Source organism: Rhizobium anhuiense bv. trifolii (assembly GCF_024346605.1).
In the GTDB taxonomy this organism is placed as follows: domain Bacteria; phylum Pseudomonadota; class Alphaproteobacteria; order Rhizobiales; family Rhizobiaceae; genus Rhizobium; species Rhizobium anhuiense.
The window spans coordinates 733,604-757,070 of the sequence record NZ_CP098801.1 but is presented as its reverse complement, the minus strand read 5'-3'; the positions used below and the strand labels follow the sequence as shown (position 1 = coordinate 757,070).

Here is a 23,467-nt window from a genome sequence, read left to right as displayed (position 1 = left end):
AAAGGGGTCATGCATGTTTCTGCTTCTTGCATTGCTGATCGGTGTCATATCGGGCCTTCGCACCATGACCGCACCGGCCGCCGTCGCCTGGGGCGCAGCACTCGGCTGGTTCGACGTGTCGCAGACGCCGCTTGCCTTCATGGGGTATCGATGGACGCCGTGGATCTTCACGGTTCTCGCCATCGTCGAACTGATCGCCGACCAGCTGCCGTCCACGCCGTCGCGCAAGGTGCCGATGCAGTTCGGTGCCCGCATCGTTTCAGGCGCCCTGGCAGGGGCGACGATCGGCGCCGCCAGCAGCCTGCTCTTCGGCGGCCTGATCGCCGGGGTGATCGGCGCCGTCATCGGCACATATGGCGGCGCTGCCGCCCGTAGCCGGCTTGCCGCCTCGTTTGGCAAGGACCTGCCGGCTGCTCTCATCGAAGACGCCGTCGCCGTCATCGGCGCGGTATTGATCGTGGCGGCCGTGTCATGAAGAGCTTCGACGCCATCGTTATCGGCGCCGGCCAGGCCGGTCCATCGCTTGCCGCCCGCATGGTCGAAAAGGGCATGAAGGTGGCGTTGATCGAGCGCAAATTCCTCGGCGGCACCTGCGTCAATGCCGGCTGCATGCCGACGAAGACGCTGGTCGCCAGCGCCCGCGCCGCCCATGTCGCAAGAACCGGCGCCGCCTATGGCGTCAATATCCCGGGCGAGATCGCCATCGACATGAAGGTGGTCAGGGCTCGCGCCGAAACGGTGACGATGAATGCCCGCAACGGCCTGATCGGCTGGCTCGCCGGCATGGACGGCATGACGGTGATTTACGGCCACGCTTGTTTCGAAGGCCCGAAGACCGTCAGCGTCAACGGCGAGACGCTGACCGCACCGCGCATCTTCCTCAATGTCGGGGCGCGGCCGGTCATCCCCGCGCTACCCGGCATCGACGACATCGACTACCTCACCAGCACCTCGATTATCCAGCTCGACACGGTGCCGCGGCATCTCACCATCATCGGCGGCAGTTATATCGGGCTGGAATTCGCGCAGATGTATCGCCGCTTCGGCGCTGAGGTCAGCGTCATCGAGCATGGCCCGAAGCTCGCGTCGCGTGAGGACGAGGATATATCCGACGCGATCGCCGATGTGCTGCGCTCGGAGGGCATCGACATTCATACCGGCGTCAGCGACATCGCCTTTGCTAGGAGCAGCGACGGGATAACGGTCGCCACCGATTCAGCGAGGATCGATGCGAGCCATGTGCTGATCGCCACCGGCCGCGAGCCGAATACCGACGATCTCGGCCTCGATGCCGCCGGCGTCATTACCGATCAACGCGGTTTCATCACCGTCGACGACAGGCTCGCCACCAATGTCGAGGGCATCTGGGCGCTCGGCGATTGCAACGGCCACGGCGCCTTCACCCACACCTCCTACAATGATTTCGAGATTGCCGCCGCCAACCTGCTCGATGGCGACGACCGCAAGCTCTCGAGCCGCATCCCGGCCTATGCGCTCTACATCGACCCGCCGCTCGGCCGCGTCGGCATGACGGAAAAACAGGCGCGCGCTTCCGGACGCAAAATCATGGTCTCGACCCGGCCGATGAGCCGGGTCGGCCGCGCCAATGAACGCGGCGAGACCAAGGGTTTCATGAAGGTGGTTGCCGATGCCGAGACAAAGGAAATCCTCGGCGCGGCGATCCTCGGCATCGAGGGCGACGAGGTGATCCACGGCCTCATCGACGCGATGAATGCGGGAACGACCTATCCCGCATTGCAATGGTCGGTGCCGATCCATCCGACGGTGTCGGAGCTGATCCCGACCCTGCTTGGGGATTTGAAGCCGGTTTAGCGGTAAAAACCCCGGGGGCGAGGACGGCTGGAGGCGGACTGCGTGTCTATCGAATTGCTGATCGAGAATTACGGTCTGCTGGCCATATTCCTGGGCGCCGCCTTCGAAGGCGAAACAGCCGCGTTTCTCGGAGGCGTGATTTCCCATCGCGGGCTGCTGACTTATGGGGCGGCGTCGCTTGCGGCAACGGCGGGCTCCTTCGCCGGCGATCAACTATGGTTCTTCGTCGGTCGTTACGCCGCGCAATGGGGCTTTGTCCACCGGCTGATGGAAAAGCCGGCCCTGGCGCGCGCAACCGGGCTTCTGGAAAGATATCCCACCGGCTTCATCTTTGCGTTTCGTTTTCTGGTGGGGTTGCGGACGATCAGTCCGATCGTCATCGGCACGACCCGGATTCCGACCGGAAAATTCGTCGTCATGAATGCCGCAGCCGCGTTGGTGTGGGGGCAGCTGTTCACGGGGCTCGGTTATCTCTTCGGGCATGGCGTCCAACAGACATTGGGCCACCTTCCGCTTCACCGCCACCTGCTGATCGCAGTCGGAGCCGCGGCTGTCGTCGCAGCCGCGGCGCTTGCCTTTCGCAAGATGAAACTGAGTGCCAGGCACTCATAGGAGCAGACTGGGGAGCAGACTGGCTCTATTCCATCACGATCTGCAGCTTCACATCGCTTGGCCGCGCCTCGACGGCGCGATCGAACGCCTTGATCGAATCTTCGAATTTGAAGGTCTCTGATATCAGCGGCTTCAGGTCGACGCGGCCCGAGCCAAGCAGCGCGATCGACCGCTCATACTGATGCGCGTAGCGGAACACCGTCTCGATGCGGATTTCCTTGGTGGATGCCGTCGAGACGTCGAAGCCGATCGGGTTGACCGGCAGGCCGACGACGACGATGACGCCGCCCGGGCGCGGAAGCGCCATGATCGTCTCCCAGGCCTTCGGCGAACCGGAGCATTCGAAGACGACATCGGCGCCCCAGCCGTCGGTCAGCCGGCTGACCTCTTCGACCAGGCTCTGCTCGCGGATATTGACCGGAATGACGCCCTGGTATTGTGCGGCAATATCGAGCTTCGGCTGGGCGAGATCGGCGACGATCGCCCGGGCGCAGCCGCCGGCAAGCGCCGCGATCGCCACCATCGTGCCGATCGGCCCGGCGCCGAGGACGACGGCAGTATCACCAGGCGTAATCTTCGCCTTGGCTGCCGCCTGCATGCCGACGGCGAAGGGCTCGACCATGGCGCCTTCGGCAAAGCTGACATTGTCGGGCAGCTTGAAAGTATAGTTGGCGGGATGCACGACCTCCGGCGTCAGCACGCCGTGGATCGGCGGGGTCGCCCAGAAGGTCACGGCCGGATCGATATTGTACAGGCCGAGCCGGCTTGCCTTGGAATTCGGATCGGGAATGCCGGGCTCCATGCAGACGCGGTCGCCGACCTTCAGATGCGTCACGCCGGCCCCGACCTCGACGACCGTACCCGCCGCTTCATGGCCGAGCACCATCGGCGCGTTGACGACGAAGGGGCCGATCTTGCCGTGCGTGTAATAATGCACGTCCGAACCGCAGACGCCGACGGTGTGGATCCTGATCTTCACCTCGCCAGGGCCGGTTTCGAGCGGCAGATCGATATCGCGAAGCGCAAGCTCATGCTGGCGCTCGAGGACAAGCGCGCGGACTTTGGTCATCGTCGGTTTCCTTCCCTAGTGGCTTGCCCATGACTCCATCGGGCAGCGTCGGAGCTGACTATAAGGCCCGAAGCGCTCTCAATTCAACCGGATTGCGAAGGCTTTTGCTCAACAAATGAAAAAATGCTCACAGGGAAGTCCAGAGCCGAGGAGCGGCTCGTCCACTGGTCCGATGGCGAACGGCCTCGTATGGGCATTTATAAGATTTTTATATTGATGGTCCGTCGCCCGTCTCGAACCTTTATGCGCTTCGGCTCCATATTGATGTCCGAGAGATCGAAAAGATCATCTCCACGCCAGAAAGCATGAAAGGCGGCTTCCCTGGATCCGGCCTGAATCCGGATAGCGCCCTTTGTCTTGTCTGACTCCAAGAAGAACAACAGGAGTCACGATCATGATGGATATCATTCTACTCGCCACGGCGATCATATTCTTCGCGCTATGCTTTGCTTACACCAGAGCCTGCGACAGGCTTTGACAGGAGAAACGACGATGACCCTCGATTATGTCTTGAGCGGTGCCGTAACCGTGTTTCTCACCGTTTACCTCACCTACGCTCTCCTTCGCCCAGAACGCTTTTGAAGAGAACTGGCGATTCTCGGTCGCGCATGCGCAACTGAGAAGCAGCCGGGTATTGAAAGTTTACCTCCATGACCCTCAACGGATGGCTTCAGATCCTGCTTTACTGCGGGATCGTCCTCGTGCTCGTCAAACCGCTCGGCGGCTATATGACACGTGTCTTCAGCGGCGAGCGCACCCTCCTTTCACCCGTCCTCGTTCCCGTCGAACGGGGGCTTTACCGCATTGCCGGCACCAGCGAAGGCGAAGAACAGCATTGGACCTCCTATGCCTTCGCCATGCTGATGTTCAACCTGCTCGGCGTCATCGTGCTTTACGCGCTGCAGCGCCTGCAGGCCGGCCTTCCCTATAATCCGGCCGGCATGGCAGCCGTCCCGCCGGAGCTTTCCTTCAACACCGCCGTCAGCTTCGTCAGCAACACCAACTGGCAGAATTACGGCGGCGAAAGCACCATGTCCTATCTGACGCAGATGGCCGGCTTCACCGTCCAGAACTTCGTCTCCGCGGCGACCGGCATTGCCATCGCACTCGCCTTCATCCGCGCCTTCTCACGCGCTTCGGGCAAGGCCATCGGCAATTTCTGGGTCGATATGACGAGAGCCACCTTCTATGTGCTGCTGCCGATCTGCATCGTGCTGACGCTGGTCTTTGTCTATCTCGGCGTGCCGCAGACGCTTGGGCCCTACGTCAATGCGACGACGCTCGAAGGCGCACAGCAGACGATCGCCGTCGGCCCCGTCGCCTCGCAGCTTGCCATCAAGATGCTCGGCACCAATGGCGGCGGCTTCTTCAACGCCAATTCGGCCCATCCGTTCGAAAACCCCGATGCGATCTCCAACCTCATCCAGATGGTGTCGATCTTCGCCATCGGCGCGGCCCTGACCAACGTCTTCGGCCGCATAGTCGGCAATCAGCGCCAGGGCTGGGCGATCCTCGCCACGATGGGCGTCCTGTTCGTCGCCGGCGTCATCGTCACCTATTGGGCGGAAGCCGCCGGCAATCCGCTGATGCACGCCTTCGGTCTTGGCGGCGGCAATATGGAAGGCAAGGAAGTCCGCTTCGGCGTCGCCCTGTCCTCGCTGTTTGCGGTCATCACCACGGCCGCCTCCTGCGGCGCGGTCAACGCCATGCATGGCAGCTTCACCGCGCTTGGCGGCCTCATCCCGCTGATCAACATGCAGCTCGGCGAAGTCATCGTTGGCGGTGTCGGCGCCGGCTTCTACGGCATCCTGCTGTTCATCATCGTCGCCGTCTTCGTCGCCGGCCTGATGGTCGGCCGCACCCCGGAATATCTCGGTAAGAAGATCGAGGCGAAGGAAATGAAGATGGCCGTTCTCGCCATCCTCTGCCTGCCGCTCGCCATGCTGGTCTTCACCGCGATCGCCAGCGTCCTTCCGAGTGCGGTCGCATCGGTCGGCACGTCAGGTCCGCACGGCTTCTCCGAAATCCTCTATGCCTATACGTCGGCTGCGGCCAATAACGGCTCGGCTTTCGGCGGCCTGACGGGCAATACGCCGTGGTACAACATCACCCTTGGCTTGGGCATGCTGATGGGCCGTTTCCTGGTCATCATTCCGGCTCTTGCCATCGCCGGTTCGCTGATCGCCAAGAAGTCGGTTCCGGCATCGGCAGGCACCTTCCCGACGGACGGTCCGCTCTTCGTCGGCCTGCTCGTCGGCACGATCCTGATCGTCGGCGGCCTGACCTTCTTCCCGGCCTTAGCGCTTGGCCCCATCGTCGAGCACCTGGTCATGATCGCCGGCCAGACCTTCTGAGGGGTGATGCCATGATCCTCCGTCACAGGCTTCGCAATGCCTTCCACCCACGTCCCGGTGCGCCGGGACGTGGGAATGGCCCGAGGCCCCAGGCCTCCGACATCATCCTGGTGATGATGGCAGGCGTCCTCGTCATCGCCGCCATCTTCAAAATCCTACAGGGCTGACCGCTTCCGGTTCGCCATCCTCGTTTCAAAGCTGGAGTCTCTTATGAGCCAGGCAAAATCCGCGAGCATCATGGATTCTCGCATCCTCATTCCGGCTGTGAGCGCCGCTTTCAAAAAGCTCAACCCCCGGGCGCTTGCCAGAAATCCGGTCATGTTTGTCGTCGCCACGGTTTCGGTGCTGACCACCGTGCTTTTCCTGCGCGATCTTGTGGCCGGCAACGGCAATCTCGGCTTCTCGTTCCAGATCAATCTCTGGCTCTGGTTCACCGTGCTGTTTGCCAATTTCGCCGAAGCCGTCGCCGAAGGCCGCGGCAAGGCGCAGGCGGATTCGCTGCGCAAGGCGCGCACCGAAACCCAGGCCAAGCTGCTGACCGCCAATAATGGCAGCGGCTACCGCATGGTGCCGGGCACCAGCCTCAAGGTCGGCGACGTCGTGCTCGTCGAGGCCGGCGGCATCATCCCGTCGGACGGCGAGGTTATCGAAGGCGTGGCCTCCGTCAACGAAGCGGCGATAACAGGCGAATCCGCCCCGGTCATTCGCGAATCCGGCGGCGATCGCTCGGCGGTCACAGGCGGTACGCAGGTGCTGTCCGATTGGATCCGCGTGCGCATCACCGCCGCGGCCGGTTCGACCTTCCTCGACCGGATGATCGCCCTGGTCGAAGGTGCCGAGCGTCAGAAGACCCCGAACGAGATCGCGCTCAACATCCTGCTCGCCGGCATGACGCTGATCTTCGTGCTTGCGACGGCGACGATCCCGAGCTTTGCCATCTATGCCGGCGGCTCGATCCCGATCATCGTGCTGGTCGCCCTCTTCGTGACGCTGATCCCGACGACGATCGGCGCACTGTTGTCGGCGATCGGCATTGCCGGCATGGACCGCCTCGTCCGTTTCAACGTGCTCGCCATGTCCGGCCGTGCCGTCGAAGCCGCCGGCGACGTCGACACGCTGCTGCTCGACAAGACCGGCACGATCACGCTCGGCAATCGCCAGGCGACGACCTTCCGCCCGGTTCGCGGCGTTTCCGAACAGGATCTCGCCGATGCCGCCCAGCTTGCCTCGCTTGCCGACGAAACGCCGGAAGGCCGCTCCATCGTCGTGCTCGCCAAGGAAAAATACGCGATCCGCGGCCGCGACATGGCAAGCCTCAAGGCCACCTTCGTACCCTTCACCGCCCAGACCAGGATGAGCGGCGTCGATCTCGAAGGCTCTTCGATCCGCAAGGGCGCCGTCGATGCCCTGCTCGCCTATGTCAACGGCGACGCACCTTCGAAGAACGGCAGCGAAGTCATGCGCGAGTTGCAATCGATATCAGACGAGGTCGCCAAATCAGGCGGCACGCCGCTGGCAGTCGCCCGCGACGGCCGGCTGCTCGGCGTCATCCAGCTGAAGGATATCGTCAAGGGCGGCATCCGCGAGCGCTTCACGGAACTCCGCCGCATGGGCATCCGCACCGTGATGATCACCGGCGACAACCCGCTGACGGCAGCCGCCATCGCCGCCGAAGCCGGTGTCGACGACTTCCTTGCCCAGGCAACGCCCGAGATGAAGCTGGCGCTGATGCGCGAGGAACAGTCGAAGGGCAAGCTCGTCGCCATGTGCGGCGACGGCACCAACGATGCGCCGGCCCTTGCCCAGGCCGACGTCGGCGTCGCCATGAACACCGGCACGGTTGCCGCCCGCGAGGCCGGCAACATGGTCGATCTCGACTCGGACCCGACGAAGCTCATCGAGATCGTCGAGATCGGCAAACAGCTGCTGATGACGCGCGGCGCGCTGACGACCTTTTCGATCGCCAACGACATCGCCAAGTACTTCGCCATCATCCCGGCGATGTTCCTGACCTTCTACCCGCAGCTCGGCATCCTGAACGTCATGGGACTTTCGACGCCGCAAAGCGCCATCCTCTCGGCGATCATCTTCAATGCACTGATCATTATCGCCTTGATCCCGCTGTCGCTGAAGGGTGTTCGCTACCGTCCGATCGGCGCCGGCGCGCTGCTGTCGCGCAACCTGCTGATCTACGGCCTCGGCGGCATCATCGTCCCCTTCATCGGCATCAAGGCGATCGACATGGCCGTCGCAGCCCTCGGCCTGGCCTAACAAAATTGGCCTGAAACACTCCAAGGAGTCAGAACAATGTTGAAAGAACTTCGTCCGGCGGTCGTCATGATTGTCGCCACCACCGCCATAACAGGCCTTCTCTATCCGCTCGCCATGACCGGCGCCGCCCAGGCCCTCTTCCCAACCCAGGCAAACGGCAGCCTGGTCGAGAAGAACGGCCAGGTGATCGGCTCAACGCTGATCGGCCAGGCCTTCACCAGCGACAAGTATTTCCACGGTCGCCCGTCGGCCGCCGGCGACGGCTACAATGCCGCCGCCTCCAGCGGCTCGAACCTCGGCCCGACCAGCCAGAAGCTGATCGACCGCGTCAAGAGCGATTATGAGGCCGCCAAGGCGGCAAACCCGAGCGCGGCGGTACCGGCCGACCTCGTCACCGCTTCGGGCAGCGGCCTCGATCCCCATATTTCGCCGGAGGCCGCCTATTTCCAGGTGCCGCGCGTCGCCAAAGCGCGAAGCCTGGATGAGGCCAGGGTCAAGGCGTTGGTCGATGGCGCCGTTCAAGGCCGCGAGCTCGGCCTTCTCGGCGAACCCACTGTCAATGTTCTGGCGTTGAACCAGAGCCTTGATGCTTCTATGACTGAGTGAGGGTTGGCAGGTTCAGTGCCGGTTGGCAACAAGGCCAACCCCATTCTCCGTCATCCTCGGGCTTGACCCGAGGATCCATGCCGCAGCTAACGGTGGATGCGGCTGTGGATGCTCGGCTCAAGACCGAGCATGACGGAGGATGGGGCGGGCGTAACGCACCACTTACGGCGCAGACATTTGTGTCAGGAATGCCATCCGCCTGCTGAGCCAAACCATGCCGGCACCTCGGCTAAACTGAGTTGACGAGGGATACGGAGACGTAACGCATTCTCGGTGGCCATCTGCAGAAAGACCGAACTACATGCCAGACGACAATCGCGACCAGGCCGGCAGGCCCTCGCCCGATGCGCTTCTCGAAAAAGCCAGGGCGGAGTCGCGTGGCCGTCTGAAGATTTTTCTGGGTGCCGCGCCCGGCGTCGGCAAGACTTACGAGATGCTGATCTCCGGCCGGGCCAAGATCGCCGACGGTCTCGATGTCGTCATCGGCGTCGTCGAGACCCACGGTCGCAAGGAGACCGAAGCGCTCGTCGCCGGTTTCGAGATCATTCCCCGCGTCGAAATCAGCTACAAGGGCCGGCCGCTCGAGGAAATGGATCTCGACGGTATCCTCGCCCGCCGGCCCGATCTCGTGCTGGTCGACGAACTCGCCCATACCAATGCAGAGGGCAGCCGCCATCCGAAGCGTTACCTCGACGTCAAGGAATTGCTCGATCGCGGCATCGACGTGTATACGACGCTGAACATCCAGCATGTCGAGAGCCTGAACGACGTCGTCTCGCAGATCACCCGCATCCGCGTGCGCGAGACGGTGCCGGACTCGATCATCGACCTTGCCGACGACGTCGAGATCATCGACTTGACGCCGGATGATCTGATCAAGCGCCTGCATGACGGCAAGGTCTATATGCCGCGCACCGCCGAGCGGGCGCTGACCAATTATTTCACGCCCGGCAATCTGACGGCGCTCAGGGAACTGGCGCTGCGCAAGACCGCCCAGCGCGTCGACGACCAGCTGCTCACGCACATGCAGGCCCATGCCATATCAGGCCCCTGGGCGGCGGGCGAACGCGTCCTCGTCTCGATCGACCACCATCCGCGCTCCGCCTCGCTGGTACGCTACGCCGCCCGCATGGCCTCGCGGCTGCGCGCGCCCTGGGCTGCCGTCTATATCGAGACCAACCGCTCGATCAATCTCACCGAGGCCGAGCGCGATACCGTTGCATCCACGCTGCGTCTTGCCGAGCAGCTCGGTGGTGAAGCGATCACCCTTCCCGGCCGCGAAGTCGCCGAAGAGCTCGTCCGCCACGCCACCACCAACAACGTCACCCATATCGTCATCGGCGCCCCGAAGAAGCCGACATGGCGCGATTGGTGGCATCGCTCGATCACCGACGAACTGATCCGCAAGACCGGCGAGATCAGCGTCCATGTCATTTCAGGCAATGAGAAGGACGGCACCACCGCGCGCGGCGTCAGGGCGGCCGCCACGGCGCCGGAACTGGATTTCAGGGCCTACCTGCTGGCGACCGGTTATGTCGCCATCGCGCTCGGCGTCAGCGTCGTGCTCGACCAGGTGCTCGACGTGCGCAACCTCGCCCTCGTCTTCCTGATGGCGGTGCTGACCTCCGCCGTCCTCCATGGACTGCGGCCGGCGCTTTACAGCTGCATCCTCAGCGCTTTATCCTTCAACTTCTTCTTCCTGCCGCCGCGCTACACGCTGACGATCAGCGATCCGGAAAGCGTGCTGGCCCTGTTCTTCTTCCTGGGCGTCGCCATCATCGCCAGCAATCTGACCGCCACCGTGCAGCGCCAGGCGGCGTCCGCGCGCCAGCGGGCGCGCACGACGGAGGATCTCTATCTCTTTTCCAAGAAACTCGCCGGCACCGGTACGCTCGACGACGTGCTCTGGGCGACCGCCTTCCAGCTTGCCTCGATGCTGAAGGTCCGCGTCGTGCTGCTGCTGCCGGAAGAAGGCACGATCGCCGTCAAGGCCGGTTATCCGCCCGACGACACGCTCGACGATGCCGACATCGCCGCCGCCCGCTGGGCCTGGGAGCACAATCACGCCGCCGGCCGCGGCGCCGATACCCTGCCCGGCGCCAAGCGCCTCTACGTGCCGCTCCGAACCGGGCGCGCCGCCGTCGGCGTCATCGGCCTCGACAGCGACCGCCGCGATGGTCCGCTGCTGACGCCGGAGCAGCAGCGGCTGCTCGATGCGCTGGCCGACCAGGCAGCCCTTGCCATCGAACGCGTCCAGCTCGTCGCCGATGTCGACCGGGCAAGACTTGCGGCCGAAGCCGACCGGCTGCGCTCGGCTTTGCTGACCTCGATCTCGCACGATCTGAAGACACCGCTTGCCGCCATCCTCGGCGCCGCCGGCACGCTGCGCGACTATTTCGCCTCGATGCCGGAGGAGGACCGCAGCGACCTGCTGTCGACCGTCGTCGACGAATCCGAGCGCCTCAACCGCTTCATCGCCAACCTGCTCGACATGACCAAGATCGAATCCGGTGCGATGGAGCCGAACCATGCGCTGCATTATGCCGGCGATATCATCGGCAGCGCGCTGCGCCGTGCCGCCAAGATCCTCGACGGCCACAAGACCGAGATGAGCATTCCCGCCGACCTGCCGATGGTGCGCGTCGATCCCGTCCTGTTCGAGCAGGTGATCTTCAACCTGCTCGACAATGCCGCGAAATACGCGCCCGAGGGATCGGTGATCCACATCGAGGGCTGGGCCGATGCCGACAACGTCGTCATCCAGGTTTCGGACGAAGGCCCCGGCATCCCGCCGGCCGATCTCACCCGGGTCTTCGATACCTTCTACCGCGTGCGCAAAGGCGATCAGGTGCGCGCCGGCACCGGGCTTGGCCTTTCCATCTGCCGCGGCTTCATCGAGGCGATGGGCGGCACGATCACCGCCGGCAACCGGACGGGCCGTCCGGGCGCGGTGTTCACCATCCGCCTGCCGAAACCCAACGACATTCCGAAACTGGACGAACTCAGATGACCGGTTCAGCCGTCAAAATCCTCGTCGTCGACGACGAGCCTCCAATCCGCAAGCTGCTCCGCGTCGGCCTGACCGCGCAGGGTTACGAGGTGCAGGAAGCGCCGAACGCCAGCGCCGCCCGGCAGTCGGTCGCCGACGACATGCCCGACCTCATCGTGCTCGACCTCGGCCTGCCCGACAAACCAGGCCACGACCTCTTACAGGAGTGGCGCGACGAAGGGCTTTCCATGCCCGTCGTGATCCTGTCCAGCCGCACCGACGAGGCCGGTATCGTCAAGGCGCTGGAAAGCGGCGCCGACGATTACGTCACCAAGCCCTTCGGCATCAACGAGCTCGGCGCCCGCATCCGTGTGGCGTTGCGCCACCGCCTGCAGCAGCAGGGCGAAAAGGCGATCTTCCAGACCGGCGGCCTGTCGATCGATCTCGTCAAGCGCATCGTCAAGGTCGACGGCAACGAAATAAAATTGTCGCCGAAGGAATACGACATTCTGCGCGTGCTCGCCCAGCATGCTGGCAAGGTGCTGACACACCAGTTTCTTCTGAAACAGGTATGGGGGCCGGCGGCGGATGTGCAGTATCTGCGCGTCTACGTCCGGCAGCTGCGGCAAAAGGTCGAGCAGATTCCCGACCAGCCGCACTATATCACCACCGAGACCGGCGTCGGCTACCGGCTCAGGGAACCGGATTGACCTCCCCTGCCTCCCGCTGCCCGAACAGTATTGAGCCGAACAGCATTGAGAATGACATGAATCTTCCCAACATCATCCGGCCGGAACACACCTTCATCGGCGTGTCGGCGCCGACCAAATGGCGTGCGCTGCAGACCATCGCGGACAAGGCGGCAAAGGCTTTTTCCATCGACGGCCAGGCCATCCTGAAGGCGCTCGAAGCGCGTGAAAAGCTCGGCTCCACCGGCATCGGCAACGGCATCGCCATTCCCCATGCGGCGATCGACGGCATGACCAGCCCGCGCGGCCTTCTCCTCCGCTTCGCCCAGCCGCTGGATTTCGAAGCGATCGACGATATTGCGACGGACATCGCCGTCGTGCTGCTCTTCGGGGAAAACAATCGCGGCGAATATTTGAACGTGCTGTCCGCCATCGCCAGGCGGCTGCAATCGGACGGCGTGCTTGCCGCCATGCGCAAGGCAAGGACGGTCGACGAATTCTATTCCGATTTCATCGCCGATTCCCGGGTGTGAAAAAGGCGCGGCCCGAAGGTCGCGCCCCATTTGTCTGCAATCAGACGATTTTAGAAGTCGCGCTGGAAGCGCAGGAAGCCGAACACTTCGTCGTCGCCTTCGTCCTCATCGTGATATTGCACGCTGAGCTTCGAACGCAGGTCTTCGACAATCTGGTAGTCGATCGTGACACCTGTGGTGTAGGCGCTGCCGCCGGTGAAGCCATTGCCGTCAGCTTCGAGAGCGATGTTTTCGAAGTACTGGAAGCCGGGGGTGACCGACCACTTGTCGTTGATCTTCAGGGCGTATTCTGCTGCGATCGTCCATTCGGACTCTTCGTAGTAGTAGTTGGCGCCGCTCGCCCATACGCCGGCAATGCCGAGCGTGCCAGGGCCGATATCGGCATAGACGATGCCGCGGACAGCGACTTCGCTGGTGTCGGTGTCATAACCGGCAAGCAGGTAGGCGCTGATGGCGCCGGCCTTGTAGGAGACCTGGCCTGCGACACCGAAGTTGTTCGGGCCTTCGCCCGGCTTGGTGGCGTAGTCGTCTTCCAGCTCGTCGACCGAGATGCCGGCCGCGAAAGCGCCGGACTCGTACTGATAACGGATCGAGTTATGGGTCGTCTCGTTGCTGGCGAGCGTATCGGTCTCGCCGCTCATGTCGTCATCCCACCAGCTGTACAGCTTACCGACGCGGAAGCCGGCGATGTCGAGATAACCTTCGTCAAGCAAAGCTTCCTGGTCGGAGGCATTGTCGACATTGTAACGCAGGGTGATGACGCCGGTGAGCGTACCGTACTCGGTGTCGTTCTTGGCCTGGAAGGTGACCTGACCGCGAGTCCAGAAGTTTACGTCGGAATCGCCGGCTATGTCGTCACCGAAGCGCACTTCGGTACGGATGTAACCGCCGATCGAAAGGCATGTTTCCGTCCCCGGAATATAAAAATAGCCGGTCCCATAGGCGTCGCAAACGCGAACATATTCCACGGGCTCGGGTTCCGCCGCCACGATGGCGTCGGCTGCGCGGGCTCCGGAGGCCGCGGCAAGGGCGGCAACGGAGGCAAAAAGCATAGTTCTGATATTCATTTTGAATGGCCCTAACAGGTTTGGAATGCGAGGCGCACTTCAAGGGTTGCCCCCGCGTAGCGGCCGGTGAATACGACCGCACGGAGGCCATATAGGAATCCGCAAGTGTCATCGCGGCAAAATCCAGGCAAAAATCTGCCGGACCATGTCGTTTTCGTGGAGGAACTGTGGCGAAAAAAACACGGTCCTGCCGCACGGCCGTAGCTGACCCCATTGGCCGCGGCCAACTTCGGCACGTCCATTTCCAAATTGCCCCTTAAATGGAATGACATTCTAACGGCAGTGCCGGAACCGGAAGAACCTTCGTTTCATTATACGACTGACTTGATAGTGTTTAGGCACAAACACGGAGGGTTCCCCAATGCAGACACAACGGCTCACCCGGCTCATCGCAGCCGCGGTCATGGCAGGCAGCTTCGCAATCGGGAGCATCGCTCCTGCATTCGCGGATCAGACGCTTCTTAACGTTTCCTACGATCCGACCCGCGAATTGTATAAGGATTTCAACGCCGCCTTTGCCGCCAAGTGGCAGAAGGACACCGGTGAAACCGTGACGATCCAGGCATCGCATGGCGGCTCCGGCGCGCAGGCCCGCTCCGTCATCGACGGCCTCGACGCAGACGTGGTCACCCTGGCCCTCGAAGGCGATATCGACGCCATCGCCAAGAAGACCGGCAAGATCCCGGCCGACTGGAAGTCCAAACTGCCCAACAATTCAACGCCCTATACGTCGACGATCGTCTTCCTGGTCCGCAAGGGCAACCCGAAGGGCATCAAGGATTGGGGCGACCTGATCAAGGACGACGTGCAGGTCATCACCCCGAACCCGAAGACCTCGGGCGGCGCCCGCTGGAACTTCCTGGCCGCCTGGGCATGGGCCAAGCAGGCGAATGGCGGCGACGACGCCAAGGCGCAGGAATATGTGACGAAACTGCTACAGCACGTTCCGGTTCTCGATACCGGCGCCCGCGGCGCGACGACCACCTTCGTCCAGCGCGGCCTCGGCGACGTGCTGCTCGCCTGGGAAAACGAAGCCTATCTTTCGCTTGAAGAGCTCGGTCCCGACCAGTTCGAGATCGTAACGCCGGCCTTCTCCATCCGCGCCGACCCGCCGGTCGCCGTCGTCGACGGCAATGTCGACAAGAAGGGCACGCGCAAGGTCGCCGAAGCCTATCTCAACTACCTCTATTCGGACGAAGGCCAGAAGATCGCCGCCAAGCACTTCTACCGGCCGATCAAGCCTGAAGCCGCCGATCCGGCCGACATCGCCCGCTTCCCGAAGCTGACGCTGGCGACCATCGACGACTTCGGCGGCTGGAAGGACGCACAGCCGAAATTCTTCGGCGACGGCGGCGTATTTGACCAAATCTACAAGCCGGCCCAATAATAGACTTCATGAAAGCACATAGCCCCACGCGGTGGCGGTTCAAGCGGCCGAGCGTCATTCCGGGTTTCGGAATGGCGCTCGGCCTTACCTTGACCTGGCTCACCCTTCTGATCCTCATCCCGCTCTCGGGCCTTGCCGTCCGGTCGAGCGCCCTCGGCTGGGAGCAATTCTGGTCGATCGCGTTCGATCAGCGCATATTGAACGCGCTGCGCATCAGCTTCGGCAGCGCCTTCATCGCCGCGACCATCAACGCCATCTTTGGCATCATCCTTGCCTGGGTGCTGGTGCGCTACCGTTTCCCCGGCAAGCGCGTCATCGATGCCATGGTCGACCTGCCCTTCGCGCTGCCGACCGCCGTCGCCGGCATCGCATTGGCGGCGCTCTATGCGCCGAATGGCTGGGTCGGCCAGTTTCTGACGCCGCTCGGTATCAAGATCGCCTTTACGCCGGCCGGCATCGTCGTGGCGCTGATCTTCGTCGGCCTGCCCTTCGTGGTGCGCACCGTGCAGCCGGTCATGGAGGAAATCGACAAGGAAGTGGAGGAAGCCGCAGCAACGCTCGGCGCCAACCGCTTCCAGACGATTTTCCGCGTGTTGCTGCCGGGGCTGGCGCCTGCCGTGCTCACCGGCTTCGCGCTCGCCTTTGCCCGCGGCGTCGGCGAATACGGCTCGGTGATCTTCATCGCCGGCAACCTGCCGTTCAAATCGGAGATCGCGCCGCTGCTGATCATCATCAAACTCGAAGAGTATAATTACGCGGCAGCGACCGGCATTGCGGCAATCATGCTGGTGATCTCGTTCGCCATGCTGCTCGTCATCAACCTCATCCAGAGCTGGAGCAGGCGGAGGTACGGCTATGGCGCTTGATGCGACCGTTCAACCCGCGAAGCTGCGTTCGGTGACCACCGAAAACAGGATCGCGCGCTTCACCCTGATCGCCATCTCGCTGATCTTCCTGCTGCTGATCCTGCTTCTGCCGCTTGCAGCCGTCTTCGTCGAGGCCTTCCGCAAGGGGCCTGCCCCCTTCTTCCAGGCGCTCGCCGATACCGAGACCTTCTCGGCGATTCGCCTGACGCTGATCGTTGCCGGCGTCAGCGTGCCGCTCAACCTCATCTTCGGGGTTGCCGCCGCCTGGGCGATCGCCAAGTTCGAGTTCAAGGGCAAGGCCTTCCTGACGACGCTGATCGACCTGCCCTTCTCGGTGTCGCCCGTCATATCGGGTCTGGTCTTCGTTCTGCTGTTCGGGTCCAGCACCTGGCTTGGCCAGTGGTTCAGCGCGCACGACATCAAGATCCTATTTGCGGTGCCGGGATTGATCCTCGCGACGATGTTCGTCACCTTCCCCTTCGTCGCCCGCGAACTGATCCCGTTGATGCAGGAACAGGGAACTGCCGACGAGGAGGCAGCCCTTTCGCTCGGCGCCAGCGGCTGGCAGACCTTCTGGTACGTGACGCTACCGAATATCAAATGGGGCCTGCTCTACGGCGTGCTGCTCTGCAACGCCCGCGCCATGGGCGAATTCGGCGCCGTCTCGGTGGTGTCGGGCCACATCCGCGGCCAGACGAACACCATGCCGCTGCAGGTGGAGATTCTCTACAACGAGTATAATTTCACCGGTGCTTTTGCCGTCGCCACGCTTTTGGCCTTGCTCGCGCTCGTGACTCTTGTTTTGAAGACGCTGCTGGAAATGCGCTATAGCGCTGAAATCGCCGCCAGCCGGCGGCACTGAAGGATTTGGAATGGAAGTACGCGTTCAAAACATTCGCAAGGAATTCGATCGTTTTCCGGCGCTGCACGATGTCTCGCTCGACATCCGCTCCGGCGAGCTGATCGCACTGCTCGGCCCTTCGGGCTCCGGCAAGACGACATTGCTGCGCCTGATCGCCGGCCTGGAAAGCCCGACCGAGGGACTGATCTTCTTCGGCGACGAAGATGCCTCGAAGAAATCGGTGCAGCAGCGCAATATCGGCTTCGTCTTCCAGCATTACGCTCTGTTCCGCTACATGACGGTGCTCGAAAACGTCTCCTTCGGCCTGAAGGTCAGAAGCGGTGCGCGGCGACCGCCGAAGGCCGACATCCGCCGGCGGGCGCTGGAACTGCTCGAACTCGTGCAGCTTTCCGGCCTTGAGAAACGCTATCCGGCCCAGCTTTCCGGCGGCCAGCGCCAGCGCGTGGCGCTGGCCCGCGCCATGGCCGTCGAGCCGAACGTGCTGCTGCTCGACGAACCCTTCGGCGCGCTCGACGCCCAGGTGCGCAAGGACCTGCGCAAGTGGCTGCGCGAGATCCACGACCGCACCGGACACACCACCGTCTTCGTCACCCACGACCAGGACGAGGCGCTGGAGCTTGCCGACCGCGTCGTCGTCATGAGCCAGGGGGCGATCGAACAGGTCGGCACGCCGGACCAGGTCTACGACAATCCGAATTCTCCCTTCGTCTTCGGCTTCATCGGCCAGTCGAACTGCCTGCAGGTCGAGATATCGGACGGCGACATCCGCTTCGACGGCCGCTCGCTCGGCCTCAATGCCGAGGGCGAACCGGATGGCGCGGCGCAGCTCTACTTCCGCCCGCATGACGTCAGGCTCTGCGAATCAGCTGAAAACTGCATCGCCGGCCAGCCGGTCTCCAGCCGCCGCGTGGCCGGCACCCGCCATATCGAACTCGATATCGGCAACGACCGCCCGCATATCGAGATCGAGCTGCCGCCGAGCGAGGCGGAAAGACTCGACCGCAACCGCGTGGCCTTCAAGCCGACCCGCTGGAAGTTGTTCCGCAGTTGATGGAGATTATTCCGCGCGTCTTTTTAGGCCGCGCAAACGGCGCTGTAACCTTTTGAGTTGCTGCATAATTCCTTAATTTTCAGGAATTATGCAGCAGGCGGCATCAGGGCTCATCGCCGAAGTCGCACATGGCGAGAGTCCTTCAGGCTTTTTGTGATCTAAGGTTGTTTGTATTTCAGTCATATGACGAGTAAAAGATTTTGCGCGTTAATCATAAAGGGCTGGACTAATCCCGATAGGAGGCACCTGGCGTTGAGGGCGGAGATTTCCTTTGGAAAATCCCTGATCGGGATTTTGTTCGTAGGGCTGGCAGCCGCGGGCTGCACGACGACATCGAAACCGGCGGCAACGGCGGCGAAGACCACGACGAAGCAGGTTCAAACCGCAAAGGTCACCTTCAATTACACGGCCAAGGATCGCGAGTGCCTGCAGCGCGCCATGTATTTCGAATCGCAGCATTCCGATGAGGACGGCTACATGGCCGTCGGGACCGTTGTCATGAACAGGCTCACCTCAGGCGCCTATCCCACGTCCATCTGCGGTATCGTGGCCCAGAAAAGGCAGTTCGCGCCCGGCGTGATGACTCGCGAAGTCAAGCCGCAAGCGGAAACGGAGCTTGCCAGCGCGGCGGATGCGATCCTTATCAAGGGCGCGCGCCATCCTGCGGTGAAGGATGCGATGTTCTTCCACACCGAAGGGCTGAAATTCCCCTACGACAACATGCATTATGTGACGGTCGCCGGCGGCAACGCCTTCTACGAGAAGCGCGATTCCAACGGCATGCTTGAAACGCCGCCGCCGCTGCCCTCCTACGAGGTGGCAATGAATTATGTGCCTGGCGAAAGCATGCTGCCGCCGCAATTCGAGGCACTGATACCCTCGGCCGTTCCCGTTCCTCTCCCGGCTCCCGACCCCATGGCCACGGCGAGCACGGCATCGATGCAGATCACGGCGCCGGTGACTTCTCCGGCACCGGCGCCGGCACCGTCAATCGAGCCCGAGCCGGGAATGCCGATTGCGATCCCCATTCCCCGCCCGGCCTATGACAGCGTGATGCTGCGCGAAAGCCTGCCGGCGAATGTCGCTAAACCCGCCATTTGAGAACTGCCCATAGCGCCGTGCGTCCTTTCGGACGCACAAAGGACGCACTGACACTTTCACCGCTCGCATCGTGCTTTCAAAAATCGATTCCGATTTTCGCGCCGATGCGCTGGAGGCAAGAAGCTTTAGGCGCGCTCTTCCCAGACCTTCGCCAGTTCCACGATCGTCTTAACGGCCTTTTCCATGTCCTGCCGGCTCACCCATTCGAGCGGCGAGTGAAAAGCATGGCCGCCGGCGAAGATGTTCGGGCACGGCAATCCCATGAAGGAAAGGCGCGAGCCATCCGTGCCGCCGCGGATGCTGCCGCGCACCGGCGTCATGCCCGCCCGGCGCACCGCCTCGACAGCGTTGTCGACGATCTCCGGGTGACGGTCGAGCACCACCTTCATGTTGCGATACTGCTCCTTCACCTCGAACCGATAGGTCGAGCCCGGATAGGCTGACATCACGTCTTTGACGATGGCTTCGAGCATGGTTTCCTTTTCCACCAGCCCCTTGTCGGTGAAGTCGCGGATGATCAGACTGAGCGTCGCCTTCTCCATCGAGCCGGTCACCCCTGTGGGATGAATGAAGCCCTGCTTCCCCTCGGTGGTCTCAGGCGCGACATCCCTAGGCAGCCGGTCGATGATAGCGCCGGCGATCTTGATGGCGTTTTCCATGCGGTCCTTGGCGAAGCCGGGATGGATCGCCACGCCGGATATGCCGATCTCGACGCCATCGGCCGAGAAGGTCTCGTCCTCGATATGGCCTGATGTCTCGCCGTCCATCGTATAGGCGAAGTCGGCACCGAGCTTCTTCAGGTCGACCTTGTTGACGCCGCGCCCGACTTCCTCGTCTGGTGTGAACAGGATCTTGATCGTCCCGTGCCTGATATCGGGATTGTCGACGAGGATCTGGGCGGCGGCCATGATCTCCGCCAGTCCGGCCTTGTCGTCGGCGCCGAGCAATGTCGTGCCATCGGTGGTGACGATGTCGTTGCCGATCTGGTTCTTCAGTTCGGGATGATCGCTGACGCGGATCACCCGGCTGGTGTCGCCGGCAAGCCTGATATCCCCACCCGCATAATTTCTGACGATCTGCGGCTTGACGCCAGTGCCGCTGAAATCGGGCGCCGTATCCATATGCGAGCAGAAACAAATGACCGGAACCGTCTTGTCGCTATTGGCCGGGATGGTCGCATAGACATAGCCGTGTTCGTCGAGATGTGCGTCCGCAAGACCGATCTTCAGCAGCTCCTCGACCAGAACCCGTCCGAGGTCCTTCTGCTTGCCGGTGGTCGGCTGCGTCGACGAGGAAGGATCGGATTGCGTGTCGATGACGACATAGCGGAGAAAGCGGTCGAGAACAGTGTCGGTCATGGCATCCAATCCAGCAAGAGCACGCGAAGGATATAGCCCTCATGGGCGATGCGGCAAAAGATTTTTCCGCGCGGCACGTGAGGAATGACCATGCAATCCTTTCATACGCCCATGTCGGATGCCGGAACCGAGACCACGTGCGAAACCAACCTGCCGTCGCTGACCTCATGCATGAGAAAGGACGGAGCGTCGATCACCGAAAGATCGGGCCGGCCTTCCAGCAGAAGCGGATTGGGCGGGCAGAGGGAGCCGCAGGTCTGGACAGGGATCGATCCCAAAAGACCAAACGCGGGGCGGTGGACATGGCCGCAGAGAATCGCCAGCGGCAGCTTGTGCATCGTCTCGAGGCAGCCGAGAAGCGCACTGCCGTTCCTGCATCCGACCTGGTCCAGCGCCTCGATGCCAATCCTAAATGGCGGCTGATGCATGAACAGAAGGGAGGGCATCGTCACGTCGGCAAACACGCTCATCAGCCACGGCAGATGCGGCAGGACGTCGCCGTAGCTCTGACCGGCGACGGTCAGATCGACCCCGAAGAGAGTCAGGCCATCGACGGCTGTCCGGAAGTGCATCGGGCCCGTCGCGTTGATCCACGTGCCAACGGCAGCAAGTTCGGACCGCATCAATCGCACATCGTCACCGTTGCCCGGCAACAGGTGGACAGGGCAGTCCAGCGACCGCAGGCATTCGGCGACCAGGCGATAGCCTTGCCGCCATCCGTCGTCCACCAGATCTCCGGTGACAACAAGCGCATCCGGGCGGAACATCCTCAGCCAGCCGATTGCTCGCTCCAGCGTCTGGAGCGACGAAAGGTCCGGCCTGGCATGGATATCGGATATCTGCGCGACGAGCATATCGTGCCTCCCATCTCTGCCGGAGACAGCATGCCGAAACCGACAGCATCGGGCTACCGGCCTTAACCTTTCAATCGACGCGTTTTCCCTCGTCGTCGAACACATGCAGATATTGCGCCGGGAAGGCGACGTTGACCTTCGGGCCGGCCTTCAGCGCTTCGCGGTTCAGCGTGAAGATCTTGAACGGCAGGCCATGCAGGGAAAGGTGCAGGATGATGCCGAAGCCTGTGGGTTCGACGAGTTCCACATCCGTGGCAAGGCCCGCGCCGCCGTTGCTCATCACTACATGCTCCGGCCGGATGCCGAGCGTCACCTTTGCCCCGTCGGCAAGCGGCAAAGGCTTTGCAAGCGGCACGATCGTGCCGTCCTTCAGCCTCACGCCGCCGGCATCATAGGTGGCCTCGAGGAAGTTCATCCCCGGCGAACCGATGAAGCCGGCAACGAAGAGATTGGCGGGGCGGTCGTAGAGTTCGAGCGGACTGCCAACCTGCTGGACCACCCCGCCATGCATGGCGACGATCCGGTCCGCCAGGGTCATTGCCTCGATCTGGTCGTGGGTCACGTAGATCGAGGTCGCCTTCAGGTCGCCGTGCAGTTTCTTGATCTCGGCGCGCATCTGTTCGCGCAGGCGGGCATCGAGATTGGACAGCGGTTCGTCGAACAGGAAGGCCTTCGGCTGACGCACGATCGCGCGACCCATGGCGACGCGCTGGCGCTGGCCGCCGGAAAGCGCCTTCGGCCTTCGCTCGAGCAGCGGATCGAGGCCGAGCTTGGCGGCGGCCGCGGCCACGGCGCTGGTGATTTTCTCCTTCGCCACCTTCCGGAGCTTGAGGCTATAGCTCATATTGCCGGCGACGTTCATATGCGGATAAAGCGCATAGGACTGGAACACCATGGCGATGTCGCGATCCTTGGGATGCAGCTCGTTCACCCTGGTGCCGGCGATGCGGATCTCGCCTGATGTGACATCCTCCAGCCCGGCGATCATGCGCAGCAGCGTGGACTTGCCGCAGCCGGACGGGCCGACGAGCACGACGAATTCGCCATCCTGGATTTCGAGCTCGACGCCGTGCAGCACCTGCACGTGGCCATAGGCTTTGCGGATATTCCGGATATCGATCGATGCCATTTTGTTTAACCCTTGACCGCGCCGGCCGTCAGGCCCTGGACGAGATAGCGCTGGATGAGCAGGAAGAAGAGGCCGGCCGGAATGAGCGCCATGATGCCCGCCGCCATCATCTGCCCGAAATCCACCGAGAATTTCGAAACGAAGGTGAGCAGGCCGACGGGGAAGGTCGCCGCGTCATTGCCGTTGATCAGCATCAGCGCGAAGAGCAGTTCGCTCCAGGCGGCGGTGAAGACGAAGCCGAGCGTGGCGGCGATGCCCGGCAGCGTCAGCGGCAGGATGATCTGACGAAACGCCGTGAACTGCGTCGCCCCGTCGATCATCGCCGCCTCTTCGAGATCTCTCGGAATGCCGTCGAAGAAGGACTGCATCAGGAAGGTGGCGAAAGGCACGTTGAAGGCAGTGTAGACGATGACGAGCCCGGTCAGACTGTTGGTCAGATGCAAGGGCGACAGGATCTTGAAGATCGGCGCCACCAGCATGACCAGCGGGAACATCTGGGTCAGCAGCATCAGGGCGACGATCCAGTATTTTGCCCGGAAATTGAAGCGCGACAGCGCGTAGCCGGACAGCGAGGCGCAGATCGTCACGGTCACCGCCGTCGCGGTCGAGACGATCAAGCTGTTCTTGAAGAAGGTCGGAAAGGCGCTGTGCTCCAGCACGAAGGCATAGTGATCCCATGTCGTGCGCGACGGCCACATGCGCACACCTTCGGTATAGAGCAGGTCGTTCGGCGTCACCGAAACCTTGAGCAGCCAGAACAATGGAAAGAGCGCGAAGGCGATGTAGCAGAGGATCGCCAGGCGGTGTGCGATGGTCGGAATGACGGATCGTCTCAT

The 23,467-nt window shown here is 62.5% G+C and carries 22 protein-coding genes; 16 read left to right on the top strand and 6 right to left on the bottom strand.

Annotated features, from left to right (window positions below; translation table 11 throughout):
- Window positions 1–13 precede the first annotated feature (13 nt).
- From NE851_RS03645 to NE851_RS03635, 3 genes are read left to right on the top strand one after another with little or no spacing between them, the layout of a single operon-like run.
- Entirely contained in the window at window positions 14–475 is a 462-nt protein-coding gene (locus tag NE851_RS03645) for a DUF4126 family protein (protein ID WP_047614912.1), read from the top strand.
- Window positions 472–1,833, top strand: a complete 1,362-nt coding sequence (locus tag NE851_RS03640) for an FAD-containing oxidoreductase (protein WP_097630764.1) — start codon at window positions 472–474, stop codon at window positions 1,831–1,833. The genes NE851_RS03645 and NE851_RS03640 overlap by 4 nt, the downstream gene beginning before the upstream one ends.
- Before the next feature lie 42 nt (window positions 1,834–1,875).
- Window positions 1,876–2,445: a DedA family protein gene (locus NE851_RS03635; protein ID WP_063476026.1), complete on the top strand. Its 570-nt coding sequence runs from the start codon at window positions 1,876–1,878 to the stop codon at window positions 2,443–2,445.
- 25 nt (window positions 2,446–2,470) lie between these two features.
- On the opposite strand, the gene NE851_RS03630 is transcribed toward NE851_RS03635, so the two are convergent.
- Complete coding sequence (locus tag NE851_RS03630) at window positions 2,471–3,514, bottom strand: NAD(P)-dependent alcohol dehydrogenase (protein ID WP_183844803.1); 1,044 nt, start codon at window positions 3,512–3,514, stop codon at window positions 2,471–2,473.
- Between the two features lie 492 nt (window positions 3,515–4,006).
- Between NE851_RS03630 and NE851_RS03625 the strand changes: the two genes are divergently transcribed.
- The 8 genes from NE851_RS03625 to NE851_RS03590 all read left to right on the top strand — a co-directional run bounded on the left by NE851_RS03625 (window position 4,007) and on the right by NE851_RS03590 (window position 12,956).
- Complete coding sequence (locus tag NE851_RS03625; protein ID WP_003547774.1) at window positions 4,007–4,096, top strand: K(+)-transporting ATPase subunit F; 90 nt, start codon at window positions 4,007–4,009, stop codon at window positions 4,094–4,096.
- A 68-nt stretch (window positions 4,097–4,164) separates the two neighbouring features.
- The gene (gene kdpA / locus NE851_RS03620; protein ID WP_254955397.1) at window positions 4,165–5,868 is read left to right on the top strand and encodes a potassium-transporting ATPase subunit KdpA; all 1,704 of its coding nucleotides are present in this window, start codon (window positions 4,165–4,167) and stop codon (window positions 5,866–5,868) included.
- An 11-nt stretch (window positions 5,869–5,879) separates the two neighbouring features.
- Complete coding sequence (locus tag NE851_RS03615; protein ID WP_183844801.1) at window positions 5,880–6,035, top strand: hypothetical protein; 156 nt, start codon at window positions 5,880–5,882, stop codon at window positions 6,033–6,035.
- A gap of 43 nt (window positions 6,036–6,078) precedes the next feature.
- Window positions 6,079–8,139, top strand: a complete 2,061-nt coding sequence (kdpB, locus tag NE851_RS03610) for a potassium-transporting ATPase subunit KdpB (RefSeq protein WP_183844800.1) — start codon at window positions 6,079–6,081, stop codon at window positions 8,137–8,139.
- Between the two features lie 36 nt (window positions 8,140–8,175).
- Window positions 8,176–8,745 carry a potassium-transporting ATPase subunit KdpC gene (kdpC, locus tag NE851_RS03605; RefSeq protein WP_047612936.1) on the top strand — a complete coding sequence of 190 codons (570 nt, stop codon included), beginning with the start codon at window positions 8,176–8,178 and terminating at the stop codon, window positions 8,743–8,745.
- A gap of 301 nt (window positions 8,746–9,046) precedes the next feature.
- Window positions 9,047–11,755 (top strand): DUF4118 domain-containing protein, encoded by a 2,709-nt coding sequence (locus NE851_RS03600; protein WP_063476023.1) that lies wholly within the window; start codon window positions 9,047–9,049, stop codon window positions 11,753–11,755.
- Window positions 11,752–12,444, top strand: coding sequence for a response regulator transcription factor (locus NE851_RS03595; protein WP_047614906.1), 693 nt, complete (start codon window positions 11,752–11,754; stop codon window positions 12,442–12,444). Before NE851_RS03600 ends, NE851_RS03595 begins: the two co-directional genes overlap by 4 nt.
- Before the next feature lie 56 nt (window positions 12,445–12,500).
- The gene (locus NE851_RS03590) at window positions 12,501–12,956 is read left to right on the top strand and encodes a PTS sugar transporter subunit IIA (protein WP_047614905.1); all 456 of its coding nucleotides are present in this window, start codon (window positions 12,501–12,503) and stop codon (window positions 12,954–12,956) included.
- A gap of 50 nt (window positions 12,957–13,006) precedes the next feature.
- Here the strand turns inward: NE851_RS03590 and NE851_RS03585 are convergent, their stop codons facing one another.
- Window positions 13,007–14,023 (bottom strand): porin, encoded by a 1,017-nt coding sequence (locus NE851_RS03585; RefSeq protein ID WP_028756382.1) that lies wholly within the window; start codon window positions 14,021–14,023, stop codon window positions 13,007–13,009.
- Between the two features lie 361 nt (window positions 14,024–14,384).
- Between NE851_RS03585 and NE851_RS03580 the strand changes: the two genes are divergently transcribed.
- The 5 genes from NE851_RS03580 to NE851_RS03560 all read left to right on the top strand — a co-directional run bounded on the left by NE851_RS03580 (window position 14,385) and on the right by NE851_RS03560 (window position 19,290).
- Window positions 14,385–15,410 (top strand): sulfate ABC transporter substrate-binding protein, encoded by a 1,026-nt coding sequence (locus tag NE851_RS03580; protein WP_047612933.1) that lies wholly within the window; start codon window positions 14,385–14,387, stop codon window positions 15,408–15,410.
- 8 nt (window positions 15,411–15,418) lie between these two features.
- Window positions 15,419–16,276 carry a sulfate ABC transporter permease subunit CysT gene (gene cysT, locus NE851_RS03575; protein ID WP_047612932.1) on the top strand — a complete coding sequence of 286 codons (858 nt, stop codon included), beginning with the start codon at window positions 15,419–15,421 and terminating at the stop codon, window positions 16,274–16,276.
- Window positions 16,266–17,138 (top strand): sulfate ABC transporter permease subunit CysW, encoded by an 873-nt coding sequence (gene cysW, locus NE851_RS03570; protein WP_047612930.1) that lies wholly within the window; start codon window positions 16,266–16,268, stop codon window positions 17,136–17,138. Before cysT ends, cysW begins: the two co-directional genes overlap by 11 nt.
- Before the next feature lie 10 nt (window positions 17,139–17,148).
- Complete coding sequence (locus NE851_RS03565; RefSeq protein WP_047612928.1) at window positions 17,149–18,189, top strand: sulfate/molybdate ABC transporter ATP-binding protein; 1,041 nt, start codon at window positions 17,149–17,151, stop codon at window positions 18,187–18,189.
- A 252-nt stretch (window positions 18,190–18,441) separates the two neighbouring features.
- Window positions 18,442–19,290, top strand: coding sequence for a cell wall hydrolase (locus NE851_RS03560; RefSeq protein ID WP_047612926.1), 849 nt, complete (start codon window positions 18,442–18,444; stop codon window positions 19,288–19,290).
- Window positions 19,291–19,415: 125 nt separating this feature from the next.
- Here the strand turns inward: NE851_RS03560 and pepT are convergent, their stop codons facing one another.
- The 4 genes from pepT to NE851_RS03540 form a co-directional block, all read right to left on the bottom strand.
- On the bottom strand, window positions 19,416–20,648 hold the full coding sequence (gene pepT, locus NE851_RS03555) for a peptidase T (protein ID WP_183844797.1): 1,233 nt from the start codon (window positions 20,646–20,648) through the stop codon (window positions 19,416–19,418).
- 101 nt (window positions 20,649–20,749) lie between these two features.
- Window positions 20,750–21,502 (bottom strand): metallophosphoesterase, encoded by a 753-nt coding sequence (locus NE851_RS03550; protein ID WP_097543461.1) that lies wholly within the window; start codon window positions 21,500–21,502, stop codon window positions 20,750–20,752.
- 70 nt (window positions 21,503–21,572) lie between these two features.
- Window positions 21,573–22,631, bottom strand: coding sequence for an ABC transporter ATP-binding protein (locus NE851_RS03545; RefSeq protein WP_047612917.1), 1,059 nt, complete (start codon window positions 22,629–22,631; stop codon window positions 21,573–21,575).
- A gap of 5 nt (window positions 22,632–22,636) precedes the next feature.
- A complete protein-coding gene (locus NE851_RS03540) occupies window positions 22,637–23,467 on the bottom strand; it encodes a carbohydrate ABC transporter permease (protein ID WP_047613474.1) in 831 nt (276 codons plus the stop codon).